Origin of the sequence: Mycetocola sp. 2940 (assembly GCF_040548835.1) — a bacterium.
Taxonomy (GTDB): domain Bacteria; phylum Actinomycetota; class Actinomycetes; order Actinomycetales; family Microbacteriaceae; genus Mycetocola_A.
In genome coordinates, this window is the sequence record NZ_JBEPSK010000007.1 from 150,716 (window position 1) to 168,357 (window position 17,642).

13 protein-coding genes and 1 riboswitch are annotated in these 17,642 nt (G+C 68.3%); of the genes, 8 read left to right on the forward strand and 5 right to left on the reverse strand.

The annotated features are described in order from the left end of the window. Positions 1-277 precede the first annotated feature (277 nt). The gene (locus ABIE24_RS11850; protein WP_354499884.1) at positions 278-1,168 is read right to left on the reverse strand and encodes an endonuclease domain-containing protein; all 891 of its coding nucleotides are present in this window, start codon (positions 1,166-1,168) and stop codon (positions 278-280) included. Between the two features lie 313 nt (positions 1,169-1,481). Here ABIE24_RS11850 and ABIE24_RS11855 point away from each other — a divergent pair, with 313 nt between their 5' ends. Continuing rightward, complete coding sequence (locus ABIE24_RS11855; protein ID WP_354499885.1) at positions 1,482-2,078, forward strand: GNAT family N-acetyltransferase; 597 nt, start codon at positions 1,482-1,484, stop codon at positions 2,076-2,078. Then, positions 2,075-2,806 (forward strand): HAD family hydrolase, encoded by a 732-nt coding sequence (locus ABIE24_RS11860; RefSeq protein ID WP_354499887.1) that lies wholly within the window; start codon positions 2,075-2,077, stop codon positions 2,804-2,806. The genes ABIE24_RS11855 and ABIE24_RS11860 overlap by 4 nt, the downstream gene beginning before the upstream one ends. 208 nt (positions 2,807-3,014) lie before the next feature. Here ABIE24_RS11860 and glpK read toward each other — a convergent pair whose 3' ends face one another. From glpK to ABIE24_RS11875, 3 genes are all read right to left on the reverse strand, one after another. Next, the gene (glpK, locus tag ABIE24_RS11865) at positions 3,015-4,529 is read right to left on the reverse strand and encodes a glycerol kinase GlpK (protein WP_354499889.1); all 1,515 of its coding nucleotides are present in this window, start codon (positions 4,527-4,529) and stop codon (positions 3,015-3,017) included. 72 nt (positions 4,530-4,601) lie between these two features. Next, positions 4,602-5,387 (reverse strand): MIP/aquaporin family protein, encoded by a 786-nt coding sequence (locus ABIE24_RS11870; RefSeq protein ID WP_354499891.1) that lies wholly within the window; start codon positions 5,385-5,387, stop codon positions 4,602-4,604. Positions 5,388-5,533: 146 nt separating this feature from the next. After that, positions 5,534-7,261: a glycerol-3-phosphate dehydrogenase/oxidase gene (locus tag ABIE24_RS11875; protein ID WP_354499893.1), complete on the reverse strand. Its 1,728-nt coding sequence runs from the start codon at positions 7,259-7,261 to the stop codon at positions 5,534-5,536. Between the two features lie 128 nt (positions 7,262-7,389). On the opposite strand from ABIE24_RS11875, the gene ABIE24_RS11880 reads away from it, so the two are divergent. From ABIE24_RS11880 to ABIE24_RS11905, 6 genes are all read left to right on the forward strand, one after another. Next, positions 7,390-8,361, forward strand: coding sequence for a sugar-binding transcriptional regulator (locus tag ABIE24_RS11880; RefSeq protein ID WP_354499895.1), 972 nt, complete (start codon positions 7,390-7,392; stop codon positions 8,359-8,361). Positions 8,362-8,448: 87 nt separating this feature from the next. Next, positions 8,449-8,607, forward strand: a riboswitch (FMN riboswitch). Between the two features lie 155 nt (positions 8,608-8,762). Beyond that, positions 8,763-9,779 (forward strand): bifunctional diaminohydroxyphosphoribosylaminopyrimidine deaminase/5-amino-6-(5-phosphoribosylamino)uracil reductase RibD, encoded by a 1,017-nt coding sequence (gene ribD / locus ABIE24_RS11885; protein WP_354499897.1) that lies wholly within the window; start codon positions 8,763-8,765, stop codon positions 9,777-9,779. A 1-nt stretch (position 9,780) separates the two neighbouring features. Then, a complete protein-coding gene (locus ABIE24_RS11890; RefSeq protein ID WP_354499898.1) occupies positions 9,781-10,440 on the forward strand; it encodes a riboflavin synthase in 660 nt (219 codons plus the stop codon). Further along, complete coding sequence (ribA, locus tag ABIE24_RS11895; protein ID WP_354499900.1) at positions 10,437-11,753, forward strand: GTP cyclohydrolase II; 1,317 nt, start codon at positions 10,437-10,439, stop codon at positions 11,751-11,753. Before ABIE24_RS11890 ends, ribA begins: the two co-directional genes overlap by 4 nt. Beyond that, positions 11,750-12,220: a 6,7-dimethyl-8-ribityllumazine synthase gene (gene ribH / locus ABIE24_RS11900; RefSeq protein WP_354499902.1), complete on the forward strand. Its 471-nt coding sequence runs from the start codon at positions 11,750-11,752 to the stop codon at positions 12,218-12,220. Before ribA ends, ribH begins: the two co-directional genes overlap by 4 nt. A gap of 192 nt (positions 12,221-12,412) precedes the next feature. Further along, the gene (locus ABIE24_RS11905) at positions 12,413-13,768 is read left to right on the forward strand and encodes an MFS transporter (protein WP_354499904.1); all 1,356 of its coding nucleotides are present in this window, start codon (positions 12,413-12,415) and stop codon (positions 13,766-13,768) included. A gap of 674 nt (positions 13,769-14,442) precedes the next feature. Here the strand turns inward: ABIE24_RS11905 and ABIE24_RS11910 are convergent. Next, positions 14,443-17,487: an alpha-mannosidase gene (locus tag ABIE24_RS11910; protein WP_354499906.1), complete on the reverse strand. Its 3,045-nt coding sequence runs from the start codon at positions 17,485-17,487 to the stop codon at positions 14,443-14,445. Positions 17,488-17,642: the final 155 nt, after the last annotated feature.

The following is a 17,642-nucleotide window of genomic DNA, read 5'->3' on the forward strand; positions in this document are numbered from 1 at the left end:
TTGGCGGAGTTACGAACCAACCGATGCGGCCGACCAGCGGCATCAGGACCGACCGCAGCGGCCGACCAGCAGAGTCAGCGATCGAGCGCGGCGGCTGGCCCGGCTGGCCCGAACGCGTACCGGGGTCCGGGCTCCACGTCCAAGCGCGCACAACTCCGCCACTCCGCGGGTGCCAACCGGCAGAACTGGCAGGAGTTCGGGTTTCGGACCCCACTCAAAGAGCCGACAGCCGGACTTGCGCGCACATTCTCACCGGCACCCCGCACCGCGGTCCGGGTCACACCAGCACGGTGCGGAAGTGGTTCCGCGCCCGCAGCAGTCCGTTGATCGCGGCGACGGCCCTCTCCGGCCGATACATGATCGTCTCGTTGCGCAGCCGCAGTGACATGTACCCCAGGATGGCGAGGGTCGTGTCGCGCTCGCGGTCGACGACATACCGATCCAACGCCGAATGATGGGCACGGCTGTCGGCCTCGACCACCAGGCAGCCCTCGATCAGCAAATCGACTCTCCCCACCCCGTCGATGAACACCTGGATATCGAACTGGAGACCGAGCGCCCGCACGAGCAGGCGCACGATCGTTTCAGAGCCGGCTTCTGCCCGCCCGTCGCTGAGGGCCTGGATGGGCTGGAACCGCGGGGGAAGTGACGCAAAGATCAGCCGCACGTCTTCGGGGGTGATGATGCGCTTGTTGAGCGCACTGTCCAGGGTCGCGACGGCCATTCGCGGCGGCTGGCAGCGCATGGCCTGTGCCACGGAATCGATCGCGGCGACGGCATGGGCTGTCGCATCGTCCGGGCAGAGAAGAGGGTGCCAGTGCAGTTCCACGCCGTCACGATTTCCCTTCGCCAGCGACACATACCGGTCCCCGGGGCTTCGGAGCCTCGACGCACCACGTTCGAGGTGGATGTGACCGGGATGGTCTCTGAAGACGAAGACTCCTCGGTCGGCCAAGTCAGACACGCAGGCGAGCCTGCCGCCGACCCGAACCGCGCGGATGACCTGCTCCGACGTGCCGGGGAGCGCGTAATGGTCGCGGTAGATCCGGAGAAGTCGGCCGTCGCGGACATCCCGGGTGAGGACCCTGCCGTTGGCGCCTGCCCCGAGCAGTTCGTCACGGCTCGCGATGAGAATTCCGGTCTGTTCGAAAATGCGCAAGTAACTCATCCGGCGAGAGTGGCCGCCCGGAGGCGTCAGGAACGGCGTGCGGGAGATCGGTGGAGTCCACCGTGCTTCGATCCGGCTGTGGAGGGACGACGTGCGCGTCCCGTTACCGCAACGGCCCCGTCGGGTGACCCTGGCCCACGGGGCAGAACTCCGCCGGATCCTCGCTGGCACCCGCCGGCACGGCCTGGATCTCGCGGACGGTGGTACCGGGCTTCAGCGGGTTGGCGGAGTTGTGCGCATGGATCAGGAGTGCCCCGGGCCGCCCCGAGCGTCGCCGTCGGACCGGGCCGTCGCCCCTCGGTAAGCTGGGGCCATGGATGTCGTGCGCCTCGAAACAGACCGGTTGATCCTCGACGCGCCGACCGAACGGGACATCCCGTTCGTCTACGCCTACTGCCAGGACCCGCTGATCCAGCAGTTCACCACCGTGCCGCAGCCGTACGCCCTGTCCGACGCGGAAAGCTTTCTCGCCCGCGTGGTGGACCCGGGCTGGTCGAGCGGCAAGGAACTCACCTGGGCCATCCGACGCAGTGGCGAACCCACCATCCTCGGGGTCATCTCGCTGCGTGACTGGAACGACACCCAGGCCATGATCGGGTTCTGGCTGGGCGCGCCGTGGCGCGGGCACGGTTACATGCCCGAAGCGGTCCGCGCCGTCGCCGAGTGGTTCTTCACCGGCCAGTGGGACATCCCCGGCCGCGCCTCGAACACCTCGATCCGGTGGGAGGCCATGGTGGGCAACGCCAGTTCAGCCCTCGTCGCCCAGCGAACCGGCTTTCGCTATATCGGCACCGGGCGCAGCGGAATCGACAGGTTCGGTGAGTTCCCGCCGAGCCACCGTGCGGAACTCACCCGGGCGGATCTGCCCGGCCCGGCCGACGGGTGGCCCGCGGAGGCACTCGTTCGATGACGAGGCTCGCACTTTTCGACCTTGACGACACGCTGATGGATCACCGCGGTGCCGTGTCGCGCGGCATCCTCCGCCACGTCGATTCGACCGGGGCGTTCCCCCTCCACGACCGTGACCGCTCCGTCGCTCTCTGGCATGAGCTCGAGGACCGCCACTACCACCGCTACCTCTCGAAGGAACTCACCTTCGCCGGGCAGCGACGCGCCCGCGCCCGCGACTTCGCTGCCGCGCACGGCGTCACCCTGTCTGCGGTCGAGGCTGACGCCTGGTTCGACACCTATTTCGAAAGCTACCGGGGCGCCTGGGAACTCTTCGACGACGCTGTCCCGTGCCTGGACCGGCTGGCGGATGCCGGCGTGCGCCTCGGCGTGATCACCAACGGTGAGGCGGACTACCAACGGGTCAAGCTCGAACGCACCGGCCTCGGCGCCCGGTTCGAGCATGTGATCGCGTCGGGAAGCGTCGGCGTCGCCAAACCCGACCCAGCGATCTTCCTGCACGCCTGCAGCCTCTTCGACGTCGCCCCGGAGGACGCCCTGTACGTCGGGGACCGGCTGTTGACGGATGCCGTCGGCGCGGCATCCGCTGGATTAGAGGGTGTGTGGCTGAACCGCTTCGGCGACGATGTCGTCGTCGGCGGGATCGGTCACGGGCAGGAGTCCGAGAACCCGTTCGAGGTCGCCCGTGACGCGGGCGTGCGCGTGATCGGGTCGCTCGACGAGCTGTAACTCCATCGATCGGGTCCCAGAGGGTCACTCGCGCCCAGGCGCTCGCGCAGCCGACTCGAGTTGCCACACAACGTCGTTCGTGATGGCGAGTTGCCACACAACGTCGTTCGCGAGCCCGACGGAGGACAAAGTTCGGCACCTCGGCGCCCCTCACGACGAACGGGCCCGCCCTCCGCGTGGAGGACGGGCCCGTTCGGTGGGACTCGTGTTACGACACGTCTTCGTCGACCCAGTCGAACGACTTGCTGACGGCCTTCTTCCACAGGCGCATCTGGCGGTCGCGGTCCTCGTCGGCCATCGACGGCTCCCAGCGCTTGTCCTCCTGCCAGTTGGCTCGCAGCTCGTCGAGGTTGGCCCAGAAACCGACCGCGAGTCCCGCCGCGTAGGCGGCACCGAGCGCCGTGGTCTCCGCCACGACCGGGCGGACGACCGGCACGTTGAGGATGTCCGCCTGGAACTGCATGAGGGCGTCGTTCGCGACCATGCCGCCGTCGACCTTGAGCTCCGTCAGGTCGACACCGGAGTCGGCGTTGACGGCGTCGAGCACCTCCCGGGTCTGGAACGCCGTCGCTTCGAGCGCTGCCCGGGCGATGTGTCCCTTGTTGACGAACCGGGTCAGGCCGACGATCACACCGCGGGCCTCCGGGCGCCAGTACGGGGCGAACAGTCCCGAAAACGCCGGGACGATGTAGACCCCGCCGTTGTCGTCGACCGTGGTGGCGAGCGTCTCGACCTCGGGTGACGAGCTGATGATGCCGAGGTTGTCGCGGAGCCACTGGATGAGCGAACCGGTCACGGCGATCGAACCCTCGAGCGCGTAGTGCGGTTTCGCGTCGCCGAGCTTGTAGCCGAGCGTGGTGAGCAGGCCGTTCTTCGAGTGGACGATCTCTTCGCCCGTGTTGAAGATGAGGAAGTTGCCGGTGCCGTAGGTGTTCTTCGACTCGCCGGTGTCGAACGCCGCCTGGCCGAAGGTCGCCGCCTGCTGGTCGCCGAGGATGCCGGCGATCGGGGTCTCGCGGAGAAGGCTCGAACTGTGGGCGGTGCCGTACACCTCGCTCGAGGACTTGATCTCGGGCAGCATCGACCTCGGCACGTTGAACACCGAGAGGATCTCGTCGTCCCACTGCAGGGTTTCAAGGTCCATGAACAGTGTCCGGCTGGCGTTGGTGACGTCGGTGACGTGGACGCCGCCGTCGGTTCCTCCGGTGAGGTTCCAGAGCACCCAGCTGTCGGTGGTTCCGAACAGCAGGTCGCCGGCATCCGCCTTTTCGCGTGCGCCGTCGACGTTCTCGAGGATCCAGACGATCTTCGTGCCCGAGAAGTAGGTGGCGAGCGGCAGGCCGACCTTCTGCTTGAATCGCTCGACGCCGCCGTCGGCCGCGAACCGGTCGACGATCGACTGGGTGCGGGTGTCCTGCCAGACGATCGCGTTGTAGACCGCCTTGCCGGTGGTCTTGTCCCAGACGACAGCGGTCTCGCGCTGGTTGGTGATGCCGATCGAGGCGATGTCGTGCCGCGTCAGGCTGGCCTTGGAGAGCGCCTGGCCGATGACCTCACGCGTGTTGTTCCAGATCTCCGCGGGGTCGTGTTCGACCCATCCGGCCTTGGGAAAGATCTGTTCGTGCTCCAACTGCCCGGTCGAGATGATCGACCCTGACTTGTCGAAGATGATGGCCCGGGAACTGGTCGTTCCCTGGTCGATTGCGAGGACGTAGTCCGCCATGATAGGTAACTCCTTTGTTGGCAATGCATGGTTTTCACGAAGAGGCCGGCTCGCCGCCGGCAGAGGACCGGATCAGGCGCCGACGACCGGCAGCAGCACAAGGGATGCCCAGCCGGCGATCGCGCCACCGAGCAGCGGCCCGACGACGGGCACCCAGGCGTAGCTCCAGTCGCTCGAGCCTTTGTCCTTGATCGGCAGGATGGCGTGGGCGATGCGCGGGGCGAGGTCACGTGCGGGGTTGATCGCGTATCCGGTCGGGCCACCGAGCGAGATACCGATGGCGATAACGACGATCGCAACGGGCAGCGCGCCGAGTGCGGCAAGCCCCGGAGCGGCGACCTCATCGAGGTCGCCGCTACCCCCGCGGCCGAATGACAGCACGGCGAAGACCAGCACGAAGGTGCCGATGATCTCAGTGATGAGGTTCCAGGCGTAGCTGCGGATCGCCGGGCCGGTCGAGAACACCGCGAGTTTCGCGCCGGCATCGTCCGAGGCGTCGAAGTGCTTCTTGTACGTCACCCAGGCGAGGACGGCACCGAGGAAGGCTCCGACCATCTCACCGCCGAAGTAAGTGAACGTCGACGCGAAGTCCACCGGGATGCCGTCCACAAACTCCGTGGTACCAGCGGTGATCAGCCCGACGGTGACCGCCGGGTTCAGGTGCGCACCGGACAGGTAGGCGGCGAGCACACCGACGTAAACGGCGAAACCCCACCCGAAGTTAATCAGGAGCCAGCCGCCGTTGAAGCCTTTCGTCTTCGCCAGCACGACGTTGGCGACGACGCCAGCACCGAGCAGGATGAGGAGCGCGGTCCCCACGACCTCCGAGAGAAAGATGTTTCCTAAAGTAACGTCCACGTTGACCTTCCTTGCTAATTCCGCCACGGCGGTGACCCCGAGGGGCGGTGGTTTTCGACCCCCGTGCAACGTATCGACCTTTGACAGCGCGAAACAAGTGGGTCAGATGAGAATGCGTGCAGTTATTGCCCAGTTCACTGGCGCTTTTACATGCCGGCGTTCACCTGGCGGGGATTCAGCTGCACGCCGTGCACAGTGCGCAGGATTTCGGACGCGGCCTGGACCTCGTTCTCGGCCTGCTGCTCGGTCCAGCCGAGCACTCCGGCCAAAAGCGCGGCGAGCTCCTCCAGGAGCGCGGTTGAGGCTCCACCGGTGAACGCGATGCTCGTTCGTCGCTGCAGCACATCGAGCAGGTGGACCACGTGCTCGGTGCGGGCGAGCCGGGCGATCTCCTGCACGCTGTAGTCCGGCGCGTTGTGCAGCCGATCGTCCCCGGCCTCGGCGAGTTCCTCGATGAGACCCGTGGCGCGCGTACCGTACCGTTCCAGCAGCTGGAGAGCACGGGCCCGGCCCAGCTCGCGGGAGTTGTCGGCGACCCAGACCTGCATCGAGGCATCCGTCACCGGAAAACCGGATCCTCCGCCGATCGGCATTCCGGCCGTCGACACGGTCCGGGCCGCCCCGAGGAGGTCGAGCGCCTCGGTCGCCAGGTGCTCGGCGAGCGCACGGAACGTGGTCCATTTGCCGCCGACGAGGCTGAGCATGGTGCCCGAGCCGAGGGCGGTCGGCACGATCCGGTAGTCCCGGGAGACGAAGCCGGGTTCCAGGTCGCCGTGCCCGGGCAGGGGGCGGATGCCGCTGAACCGGTAGACGATGTCGTCCCGGCGAACCGAAACGGCCGGGAACACGTGCTTCACGAGCTCGAAGAAGTAGTCGACCTCGTCGTCGGTGCAGACCGCCGGCTCGGCGGGATCGGCGTCGATGTCGGTGGTGCCGACGAGGACCTTGCCCTTGAGCGGGTAGATCAGGACGATGCGGCCGTCGTTGTGCTCGAAGAAGATCTCACGCCCGCCGGTCGCGGCGAGCAGGTCCGGGTTGTCGAGGACGATGTGCGACCCCTTGGTTCCGCCCATCAGGGCGCTCCTCTGCCCGAGCGCGGTGTTGGTGAGGTCGGTCCACGGCCCGGACGCGTTGATCACGACCTCGGCCTGGAACGAGAACTCCTCGCCGCTGACGCCGTCACGCAGCAGGACCGCGCCGCCGTCGAAGCCGACGGCTTCGACGTAGTTCGCGGCACGGGCATGGGGGCCGGCGTCGAGCCCGTCGCGCAGCACATCGAGGGCGAGCCGTTCAGGGTCGTGCACCGACGCATCGAAGTAGGTCGCCGTGTACTTGAGGTCGGGGTTGAGTTGCGGCAGCGCGGCGAGCGCCTTCTTCCGGCCGAGGAACCGGTGCCGAGGCACCGTTCCGCCGTCGCGGGAGAAGGAGTCGTAGAGCGCGAGCCCGACTTTGATCAGCAGCGCACCGCGCTCCTGCGGCTTGCCGGACTTGTGGGTGAGGAAGCGGAGGGGGGCTGAGACGATCCCGGAGAAGGTGGAGAAGATCGGCACCGTCGTCTGCAGCGGCTTCACGTAGTGCGGGGCGATCCTGAGCAGTCCGTTGCGTTCGGCGACGGACTCCTTGACCAGCCGGAACTCCCCGTTCTCGAGGTAACGGATGCCCCCGTGGATCATGTGGCTCGACGCCGCCGACGCACCGGAGCAGTAGTCGCCGCGTTCGACGAGCGCGACGTCCACGCCCTGCAGGGCGAGGTCACGGAAGGTCGCGAGGCCGTTGATTCCTCCGCCGATCACGAGCACCCGGGCGCTCGGTCGGTTCCGCAGGCTCTCGACGGATGCCCGCTGGTGGCCTGGCTGCGTTGCTGGCTGCTTCATTGCTGTGCTCTCCTCTGGCGACGGAACCGGCGTGGCCGCCGTGTCCGTGCTTGCTCGTGGTCTCTCGATTGTTCGGGTATATTCACCAACGTGCAAACCGGATGCACAAACGTGCAAGGAGCCGTGGAATGAGCCCGACCAAAGCCGAGCAGCTGAGCCCGAAGACGAGGGACGCCCTCACCGCGGCCCAGTTGTACTATCTGCAGGACCTGACGATGGATGCCATCGCGCACGAGCTCCACACCTCCCGTTCGACGGTTTCCCGGCTTCTCGACCATGCCCGCGAGACCGGCCTGGTCGAGATCCAGGTGCGCTCCCCCCTCGACATGCCCCGGCAGCTCGAGGGCGACATCCGCGCGCAATTCGGCGTCACCGCGCACGTCGTCCCGGTGCCCGACCAGACCAGCGACGTCGAACGGCTCGACCGGGTGGCGCTCTCCGCTGCACGGATTCTCGGCGGCTTCGTCGACTCGAACATGTCGCTCGGAGTCGCCTGGGGGTCGACGATGAGCGCGCTGTCCCGGCACCTGCTTGCCAAGCCGACCCACAACTCCACCGTGGTGCAGCTCAACGGTGCCGCGAACCCGCGGACAACGGGCATCCTCTACGCCAGCGAGATCCTCTCGCGGTTCGGGTCGGCGTTCGGGGCGACCGTCCAGCAGTTCCCGGTGCCCGCCGTGTTCGACGACCCGGCCACCAGGCAGGCGCTGTGGCGCGAACGCAGCATCAGCCGCGTCGTCGAAATGCAGAAGACGCTCGACGCCATCGTCTTCGGTCTCGGGTCGCCGTTCGCCGGCGTGCCGAGCCACGTCTACATCGGCGGCTACCTCGACGACGAGGATTTCGCCCAGCTCCGGGCGACCGGGGTGGTCGGCGACATCGCCACCGTGTTCTACCGCGAAGACGGCTCGAGCGACGGCATCCCGCTGAACGACAGGTCGAGCGGGCCCAGCCTCGACGTCCTGCGCGGCATCTCGCGTCGCGTGTGCGTGGTGGCCGGCGAGAGCAAACTGCAGACGCTGCGCGGCGCCCTCGCCGCCGGTCTCGTCACCGACCTCATCGTCGATTCGGGCACCGCCCGGCAGATCCTCGCCGCCTGAACGAAGCCGGGGCGGCGCGCACGGCGTCATATGACCGGGGAATATCGCGATGCCTCCCGCGTTGGTCCTACGATAGACACAACGAATAACGTGCTCCGGGGTCGGTGAGAGTCCGAACCGGCGGTGATAGTCCGCGAGTTCCGCCCAGCAGTGTGCGGAATTGAACTGGTGAAATTCCGGTACCGACGGTTATGGGTCAGGTTGCGCAAGCGGCTCGGCTCGAGTCCGGATGGGAGGCAGCACGCGCGTCGCAGGATCGTCTCACGACCCCTGTTCCGCGGTCGTCGACGGCACTCACCCGCCGATCGCGGCACCCCGGGGCTCGTTCGACAACGAGAAGAGATCCGATGGCGCCCCGCCACACCACCGAAAGCTCCGGGCCTGCACCCGCCGGTCTGAGCATGGCTGTGCTGTCCGAGGCCATGCGCCGGGCGTTCGAGCTCGCGCGTCGCGGCCCCGCCCGGGGAGTGAACCCGCAGGTCGGCTGCGTGATCCTCGACGAGGCCGGCACGGTGATCGCCGAAGGCTGGCACCGTGGCGCCGGCACCGCCCATGCCGAAACCGACGCGCTGTCGCACCTTGCCCCGGACGCGGCGCGTGGCGCCACCGCCGTCGTCACGCTCGAGCCGTGCAACCACACCGGCCGCACCGGGCCCTGCGCCCAGGCCCTGATCGACGCGGGACTCGCTTACGTCGTCTACTCCGTCGACGACCCGGGAGAGCACTCCAGGAGCGGCGCGGACCGGCTCCGCGCGGCCGGCGTCGGCGTCACTCCCGGAGTGCTGCACTCCGCAGGCGAAGCGCTCCTCGGCAGCTGGCTCGTCGCCGCCCGCCTCGGTCGCCCCTTCGTCATCGCCAAGTGGGCACAGAGCCTCGATGGCCGCGCCGCCGCCGACGACGGCACCAGCCAGTGGGTGACCGGCCCTGAGGCCCGCGCCGACGTCCACGCCCGCCGCGCGGCGGCCGACGCCATCGGCGTCGGAACCGGCACGGTCGTCGCCGACGATCCGGCGCTGACCGCACGGACGGCATCCGGAACGCTCTACCCGGCGCAACCGACACCGGTGGTGTTCGGCCACCGGGACCTGCCCGAATCGGCTGCCCTGCACGTGCACCCGCGCCGAGCACTGCGCTTCGCCGGCGACGACCTCCCCGCCGACCTCGCCGACCTGCACGCGCGCGGCATCCGGTCGTTGTTCCTCGAAGGCGGACCGACGCTGATCAGCGCGTTCATCACCGCAGGGCTCGTCGACGAGTACCTCATCTACCTTGCCCCAGTCCTGCTCGGCGGCAGCCGGACGGCGCTCACCGACATCGGCGTCGGCTCGATCTCAGACGCCCGGCGGCTCGCCGTCGACAGCGTGCACACCCTCGGCGACGACCTCCTCGTCATCGCCCGCCCGAAAGGACACTCCTGACATGTTCACCGGAATCATCGAAGAGATCGGCGAGGTCACGTCGGTCGACCGAACCGCGGATGCCGCCCGCCTCACGGTCCGGGGTCCCCTCGCCGTGACCGGCGCGAAGCACGGCGACTCGATCTCGGTGTCGGGCGTGTGCCTCACGGTCGTGGAGCAGACGGCGGACTCGTTCACCGTCGACGTGATGGCCCAGACCCTCGCCATGTCGACGCTCGACGGCGTGGCGCCCGGTCGCCGGGTCAACCTCGAACGCGCGGCCGAAGTGGGCGACCGTCTCGGCGGTCACATCGTGCAGGGCCACATCGACGGCACGGCGACGGTCCTGGCGATCACCGAAGGAAGCGCCTGGCGCGTGGTGCGGTTCAGCCTCGCCCCCGAACTGGCCCGCCTCGTGACCGACAAAGGTTCGATCGCGATCGACGGCATCTCGCTCACCGTGAGCGCCGTCTCCCCCGCCGTCGAACCCGACCAGTGGTTCGAAGTGTCGCTCATCCCCGAGACCCTCACCGCGACGACCCTGGGCGGGCGCGTCGTCGGCGACCGGGTCAACATTGAAACGGACATCCTGGCCAGGCACGTGGAGCGCATGCTCGCACTCCAGTCCGTCCAGGATCGGATGCCGACGGCGCAGCCCGCCGGCGAAAGGAGCGACGCATGAGCCTCGCCACAATCCCTGAAGCGCTTGCCGCGCTTCGCCAGGGCAAGCCGGTGCTCGTCGCCGATGACGAAGGACGCGAGAACGAAGGCGACGTCATCCTCTCCGCCGAACTCGCCACCCGGGACTGGGTCGCCTGGACCGTGCGCAACACGAGCGGGTACATCTGCGCGCCGATGACGAACGAGATCGCCGACCGGCTGGAACTGCCGATCATGGTCGACAAGAGCCAGGATCTGCGGCAGACGGCGTACACGATCACCGTCGACGCCAGTGACCGGATCACCACGGGCATCAGCGCCGCCGACCGGGCACACACCCTGCGCGCCCTCGGCAACCCCGATGCCGTGCCCACCGATCTCATCCGCCCCGGGCACATCGTGCCGCTCCGCGCCGTCGACGGAGGAGTGCGTCAGCGCGCCGGCCACACCGAGGCTGCCGTCGACCTGATGATCCTCGCGGGGCTCACCCCCGTCGGCGCGATCTGCGAGGTGGTCGACGACAACGGCGACATGATGCGGCTGCCGGGGCTCATCGCCCTCGGCGAGCGCGACGGCCTGCCGGTGGTCACCATCGCCGCGCTCATCGAGTACATGAACGCCCGTGAAGCGTCGCCCGCGGGATCCACAGGCCTGATCGCCGCCGGGGACTACGAGGTCGACGACCGCGAACCCGTGTCGACGGCGTCGCCGGTGCTGTTCGAGGTCGAGACGAGCGTGCCGACCACGCACGGCACCGTCCGGGTGCGCGCGTACCGCGACCGCAACACCGGCGCTGACCACGTCGCCATCCTGGCCGGCGACTACGCCGCACCGGGCGCCGTCGTCCGCGTGCACTCCGAGTGCCTGACCGGGGAGGCTTTCGGATCACTCAAGTGCGAATGCGGCCCCCAGCTCGACACCGCCCTCGACGCCATCCAGCGCCACGGCGGCGTCGTGATCTACCTGCGCGGTCACGAGGGCCGAGGCATCGGTCTGATCAACAAACTGCGGGCGTACAAACTGCAGGAAGACGGACTCGACACCCTCGACGCGAACCTCGCGCTCGGCCTGCCCGCCGACGCCAGGGACTACCTGGCCGCCACCTCGATCCTCCACGACCTGGGCGTGACCAGCATCCGGCTGCTCACGAACAACCCCGAGAAGGTCCGCCAGATCGAGGAGTACGGCGTGAGGGTCACCGAACGGGTGCCGCTCGTCGTCGGCGTCGGCGCGTTCAACGAGACCTACCTCGAAACCAAACGTGACCGGATGGGCCACGAATTCACTCCGACAGCAATTACGGCCGCTGGCCAGGAAAGCAGGACAACATCATGAGCGGTGAAGGATCCCCCGAACTCAACGTCGACGGCACCGGCCTCGACATCGTCGTCATCGCCGGGCACTGGCATGAAGAGATCACCAACGGGCTGATCGCGGGCGCGACCCGGGCACTCGACGAGAGCGGAGCATCCCACCGCCTCGTCCGGGTCCCGGGCAGTTTCGAGCTGCCCGTCGCCGCGAAGGTGGCGCTCGAGGCGGGCGCCGATGCGGTCGTGGCGCTCGGGGTGATCATCCGCGGCGGAACACCTCACTTCGAATACGTGTCGGATGCCGCGACCTCCGGCCTCACGCACGTCACCCTCCAGACCGGCAAGCCGGTCGGGTTCGGCGTGCTCACCCTCGACGATGAACAGCAGGGCATCGATCGCGCCGGCCTGCCCGGATCGAAGGAAGACAAGGGTCGCGAAGCCGCTGAAGCCGCCGTCGCGACCGCCGTCCTGCTCCGGGAGCTGCGCGGCTGAATCCGACGCGTTCGCTGGCTGCCGCCGGCCGTGGCTCCTGGCATCCGTCCCGGGATTTAGGATCGGGCGCGATCGGGGCGTAAGGTGTGTTGGTCCGTCACAAACGGGCCAGCACACTTCTGCCACGGGGCGACAGACGCGACCGGCCGAGCCTCCGGCAGCTTTTTCATGCCCCGCCACCAAAGAAAGCTCATGTCAGCTCCCGTTCTCACTCCCACCAAGGCTCCGGCCAACCCGAAGTCCCGGGTCATCCTCGCGTCGCTCATCGGTACGACGATCGAGTTCTACGACTTCTACGTCTACGCCACCGCTGCAGTGCTCGTCTTTCCGCACCTCTTCTTCCCCGCCGGAAACGAGACCACGGCGTTGCTGTCGTCGTTCGCGATCTTCGGCGCGGCCATGGTCGCCCGCCCCCTCGGCGCGATCTTCTTCGGGCACCTCGGTGACAAGGTCGGCCGCAAGACGACGCTCGTCGCCGCGCTGCTCACGATGGGAATCGCGACCTTCCTGATCGGACTGCTGCCGACGTACCTCGTCATCGGGTGGTTCGCCCCGCTGCTGCTCGTGATCCTGCGCCTCGCCCAGGGCTTCGCGCTCGGCGGCGAGTGGAGTGGAGCTGCGCTCGTCGCGACCGAGAACGCGCCCGCCGGCAAACGCGCCTGGTACGGCACCTTCCCCCAGCTCGGTGCGCCGATCGGCTTCATCATCGCGAACGGCCTGTTCCTCGTCATCGCGTTCCTGCTCCCGTCCGACGACCCGTCGCGTCCGTCTGACGCGTTCCTCGACTGGGGCTGGCGCATCCCGTTCCTGTTCTCGGCCGTCATGGTCATCGTCGGCCTCTGGGTTCGCCTGAAGCTCGTCGAGAGCGACGCCTTCACCAACACGGTCAAGGCCGGCAAGGTCGTCAAGCTCCCGCTCAAGCTCGTCTTCAAGAGCAACTGGCGCGAGCTCATCCTCGGCACCTTCTTCATGCTCGCCACCTACGTGCTGTTCTACCTGATGACGACGTTCTCGCTCAGCTACGGCCGCGCGCCGGTCGACCCGGCGGAAGGCCAGCAGCCCGGCCTCGGCTTCAGCTACAACACCTTCGTGCTGATGCTCATCGCCGGCGTGGTGTTCTTCGGTATCTTCACCCTCGTCTCCGGCCCGCTGGCTGACAAGTACGGCCGTCGCAAGACGCTCATCTTCGTCACGCTCGGCATCATCGCCTTCGGCCTGCTCTGGGTGCCGCTGCTCGGCGCCGGCACCGTCGGCGTCATGCTGTGGCTCATCATCGGCTTCAGCCTCATGGGCATGACATTCGGCCCGATGGGCGCCCTCCTGCCGGAACTGTTTCCGACGAACGTGCGGTACACCGGCTCGGGAATCTCCTACAACGTGTCGAGCATCCTCGGCGCAGCGGTTGCCCCGTTCATCGCCGTCTGGCTGTGGGCGATGGCTGACGGCAGCCCGGTCCTCGTCGGCGTGTACCTCGCCGTCATGGGTCTCATCACGCTGACCGCGCTGATCATCAGCAAGGAAACGAAGGACATCGATATCGACCGCTAGTCGTTTCGTTCTCCAACGGATGCCGTCCCGCACGCTCGCGGGACGGCATCCGTTTTTCTGTGTCGGCCACGCGCGCGGGTGTTCTTGCCGTGCGCCTGTCCGGCCTCGCGCCTGCGCGGGTGTTCTTCCGGTGCGCCTGTCCGGCCTCGCGCCCGCGCGGGTGTTCTTGCGGTGCGCCTGTCCGGCCTCGCGCCCGCGCGGCGGCCCCGGATGCCCGCGCGCACCCTCGCGGGACGGCATCCACTTTTCTGTGCCGGCCACGCGCGCGGGTGTTCTTGCCGTGCGCCTGTCCGGCCTCGCGCCCGCGCGGGTGTGTTTGCCCCACGCTGCCGCAACTGCACCCGCCCACCGCAAACGCACCCGCGCGGCGGCCCCGGATGCCCGCGCGCACCCTCGCGGGACGGCATCCACTTTTCTGTGCCGGCCACGCGCGCGGGTGTTCTTGCCATGCGCCTGTCCGGCCTCGCGCCCGCGCGGGTGTGTTTGCCCCACGCTGCCGCAACTGCACCCGCGCACCGCAAACGCACCCGCGCGGCGGCACCGGATGCCCGCGCGCACGCTCGCGGGACGGCATCCGCTCTGTGCTGGCCCGATCACCCGAGCCCGCGCGGGTGTTCTTGCCACACGCTGCCGCAACTGCACCCGCGCACCGCAAACGCACCCGCGCGGAGGCGCTAGCCGACGCCCGGCCGCAGCCCCACCCGGAGCGTCACGATCTGGAACGGCCGCAGGTGCAGGTCGGCGGCCCCGCCGTCCACTCGCCGGATCGCTGACCCGTCCGCGAGGTCCCGCTCCAGAAGGTCCGTCTCGGTGAGGGAGACGACGTCGGCGTCCACCGTGATCCGGCCGCCGGCCTGCGCCCCGCGGGCTTCATAGAGGCGGATGATGAGATCACCCGAGCGGTCTTCGGCCAGTTTCACCGACTCGATCACGAGTGCGGGAGAGTCGCTGGCCACCAGCGGCGGCGCGACCCCGCCCTCGATGACGCGCAGCGGAAGGTTCAGCCGGTAGCCCTCCCTCACCGCGTCGAGCACGTCGTCGCCGATCGACACCGACGTGCGGAGCACGTGCCGGCCCTGGTCTGCCGTCGGGTCAGGGAAGACGGGCGCCCGCAGCAGGGACTGTCGCACCAGGGTGAACGTTCCGCCGGCCGGGTTCGGCTTGCGGGTGATGTCGTGACCGTAGGTCGAATCGTTGGCGACGGTCACGCCGAATCCCGGCTCTCCGACGTGAACCCAGCGGTGCGCGCAGGTTTCGAAGCGGGCGGCATCCCACGACGTGTTCGCGTGGGTCGGGCGGTAGATGTGACCGAATTGGATCTCGGATGCTGCGCGGTCGGCGTGGACGTCGAGCGGGAAGGCGAGCTTGAGGAGTTTCTGCCGTTCGTGCCAGTCGACCGTCGTGACGATGTCGAGCGCGGAAGAGTTCCCGGTCACCGACAGCACCTGCTCGACCGTCGACGCCCCGAATCGGCGGAGAACCCGCACCGAGGCGCTGGAGTCGTCGCCGTCGAGCAGTTCGACCGATTCGGCCTCCAGGAGGTCGGTGCCCGACCGCTGGTAGTGATCGTCGAGGTCCCAGGCGTCCCACTGGGTCGGTGTGTCCCGGAACAGCTGGAGCAGGTTTCCCGGCTGCCCGGCGGGCACCGCCTCACGGCCTGTCGACACCTCGATGATCGACGCGATGAGCCCGCGAGAATCGATGGTGACGCGGAGCTTCTCGTTGCTGAGGACGAATGCCCCGTCAGACCGTTCCGCGGTCGCGACCCCCGGGTGCTCCGGGACTCCGGCTGAGAGGGCAGGCACCCCGGAAACCGGAAAGGGTGACGCGTTGAAGGCCACAGACGCGGCGTCGCCGGCGGCGAGAGCGGTGATCGCCCGGGCGATGATGTCCTCGAGCTGCTCAGCCACCGCCGCGTAATCGGCTTCGGCCTGCTGGTGCACCCAGGCGATCGAACTTCCCGGCAGGATGTCGTGGAACTGCAGCAGGAGCACGGTGTGCCAGAGGTCGGTGAGTCGCTCGTACGGGTACTCCGCTCCAGCCCGGACGGCTGCGGTGGCGGCCCAGAGTTCCGCCTCGCGGAGCAGGTGCTCGCTCCGCCGGTTTCCGGCCTTGGTCTTCGCCTGCGAGGTGTAGGTGCCGCGGTGGAACTCGAGGTACAGCTCCCCCGACCACACCGGCGGGTTCGGGTAGGTCCGCTCCGCCTCCTCGAAGAACGCGCGCGGGGTGGCGAGTTCCACCGTCGGGGATCCTTCAAGCGACCTGAGCCGGCTCGCGGCCGCAAGCATCTCGCGGGTCGGTCCCCCTCCGCCGTTGCCGTAGCCGAACGGCACCAGCGAGACGTTCGACGCCCCCTTCTCCGAGTACTGTCGCTGAGCTTTGGCGAGTTCTTCGCCGGAGAGACTGGAACTGTAGGTGTCCACCGGCGGAAAGTGCGTGAACACCCGCGTGCCGTCGATGCCCTCCCACGAGAAGGTGTGGTGCGGCATGACGTTGGTCTCGTTCCAGCTGGTCTTCTGGGTGAGAAAGTAACGGGACCCGGATGCCGCCACGATCTGCGGGAGCGCACCGGAGTACCCGAACGAGTCCGGCAGCCACACCTCGAGCGGTTCGACGCCGAACTCGGCCAGAAAGAACGCCTTGCCCGCCAGAAGCTGTCGGACCAGCGCTTCGCCGCTAGGCATGTTCGTGTCGGACTCGACCCACATGCCGCCGACTGGAACGAATCGTCCTTCGGAGACCCGCACCCGGATCCGCTCGAACAGGTCGGGGTAATGCGTCTTCATCCAGGAGTACTGCTGCGCCGACGAGCAGGCGAAGACGAAGTCCGGGTTCCGATCCATCAGGTCCAGCGCATTGGAGAAGGTGCGGGCGCACTTGCGGATCGTCTCGCGCACGGGCCACAGCCACGCCGAGTCGATGTGTGCGTGGCCGACGGCGAGGATCCGGTGTGCGCTGGCGTAGGCCGGTGACGCGAGCACCGGCGCAAGAAGCGCGCGACCGTGGACCGCCGTCCCACTGATGTCGTCGGGGTCCATGCGATCGACGACGGTTTCCAGCGCGCGGAGGATCTCGGCCTGGCGCGGCAGGTCCGTGCTCAGCTCGTCGGCGAGGCCGGTCAGCGTCCACAGGTCGCGGTCGAGTTCCCAGACCGCGGAGTCGAGCAGGGCGACGTCGGCCTGCCGGAGGTGGTAGATCGGATCGGCACCAGCCGTCGCCTTGTCGCCGACCACCGTCGGCCGGAACGCCCAGTCGCTCCCGACGTCGGGGTTGGATGCCGCCTCGACGTAGACGTCGATGGTCCCGCCCGGCCCCACGTCGAGCGGGACGGACGTGTTGAGCGGCTCCAGTGCTTTGAGGATGCTGCCGTCGGGAGCGAAGACCAGGCCCTCGGCCTGGAACCCGGTCTGGCCCGAGAGGAAGCCGAGGTCGACGATGAGTTCCACCCGGCCGTCGAAGCCGTCGAGAAGTTCCGCCCACTCGGCAGGAACCACCCCGGTGAGGTGGAACCACGTCGTTCCCCACGGCTTGCCCCACGCACGGCCGACCTCGAACGGTTCGAACGCCTGCGTGACGGCATCCGCGAACGGAACCGGCTCGTCGGGGAGCTCCCACGCACTCACCTCGAGTGGCGCCGACCCGCGGTAGATCGCCGGCCGCAGTCGTTCGACGACGAACCGTTCGATGCGGGCTCGGACCAGGGTGTCTTTCCTGTGCATGGAGCGGCCTCCTCATCGACGCCGATCGCGCTGCGACCGTCAGGTGACCAGTATGCCGCCGGGAGCGACGGCATCCGGTGTTTTGCACTCATCCGGCTTCGCACGCGGGCGTTTCGGACGCTCGCGGCTGGAACGTCACCCGCGCGGAGCGAACC

What these genes read in the sequence shown, in the direction of transcription:
- ABIE24_RS11850 (WP_354499884.1), bottom strand. Translation starts at nt 1,168, where the DNA reads ATGAGTTACTTGCGCATTTTCGAACAGACCGGAATTCTCATCGCGAGC.
- ABIE24_RS11855 (WP_354499885.1), top strand. Translation starts at nt 1,482, where the DNA reads ATGGATGTCGTGCGCCTCGAAACAGACCGGTTGATCCTCGACGCGCCG.
- ABIE24_RS11860 (WP_354499887.1), top strand. Translation starts at nt 2,075, where the DNA reads ATGACGAGGCTCGCACTTTTCGACCTTGACGACACGCTGATGGATCAC.
- glpK (WP_354499889.1), bottom strand. Translation starts at nt 4,529, where the DNA reads ATGGCGGACTACGTCCTCGCAATCGACCAGGGAACGACCAGTTCCCGG.
- ABIE24_RS11875 (WP_354499893.1), bottom strand. Translation starts at nt 7,261, where the DNA reads ATGAAGCAGCCAGCAACGCAGCCAGGCCACCAGCGGGCATCCGTCGAG.
- ABIE24_RS11880 (WP_354499895.1), top strand. Translation starts at nt 7,390, where the DNA reads ATGAGCCCGACCAAAGCCGAGCAGCTGAGCCCGAAGACGAGGGACGCC.
- ribD (WP_354499897.1), top strand. Translation starts at nt 8,763, where the DNA reads ATGGCTGTGCTGTCCGAGGCCATGCGCCGGGCGTTCGAGCTCGCGCGT.
- ABIE24_RS11890 (WP_354499898.1), top strand. Translation starts at nt 9,781, where the DNA reads ATGTTCACCGGAATCATCGAAGAGATCGGCGAGGTCACGTCGGTCGAC.
- ribA (WP_354499900.1), top strand. Translation starts at nt 10,437, where the DNA reads ATGAGCCTCGCCACAATCCCTGAAGCGCTTGCCGCGCTTCGCCAGGGC.
- ribH (WP_354499902.1), top strand. Translation starts at nt 11,750, where the DNA reads ATGAGCGGTGAAGGATCCCCCGAACTCAACGTCGACGGCACCGGCCTC.
- ABIE24_RS11905 (WP_354499904.1), top strand. Translation starts at nt 12,413, where the DNA reads ATGTCAGCTCCCGTTCTCACTCCCACCAAGGCTCCGGCCAACCCGAAG.
- ABIE24_RS11910 (WP_354499906.1), bottom strand. Translation starts at nt 17,487, where the DNA reads ATGCACAGGAAAGACACCCTGGTCCGAGCCCGCATCGAACGGTTCGTC.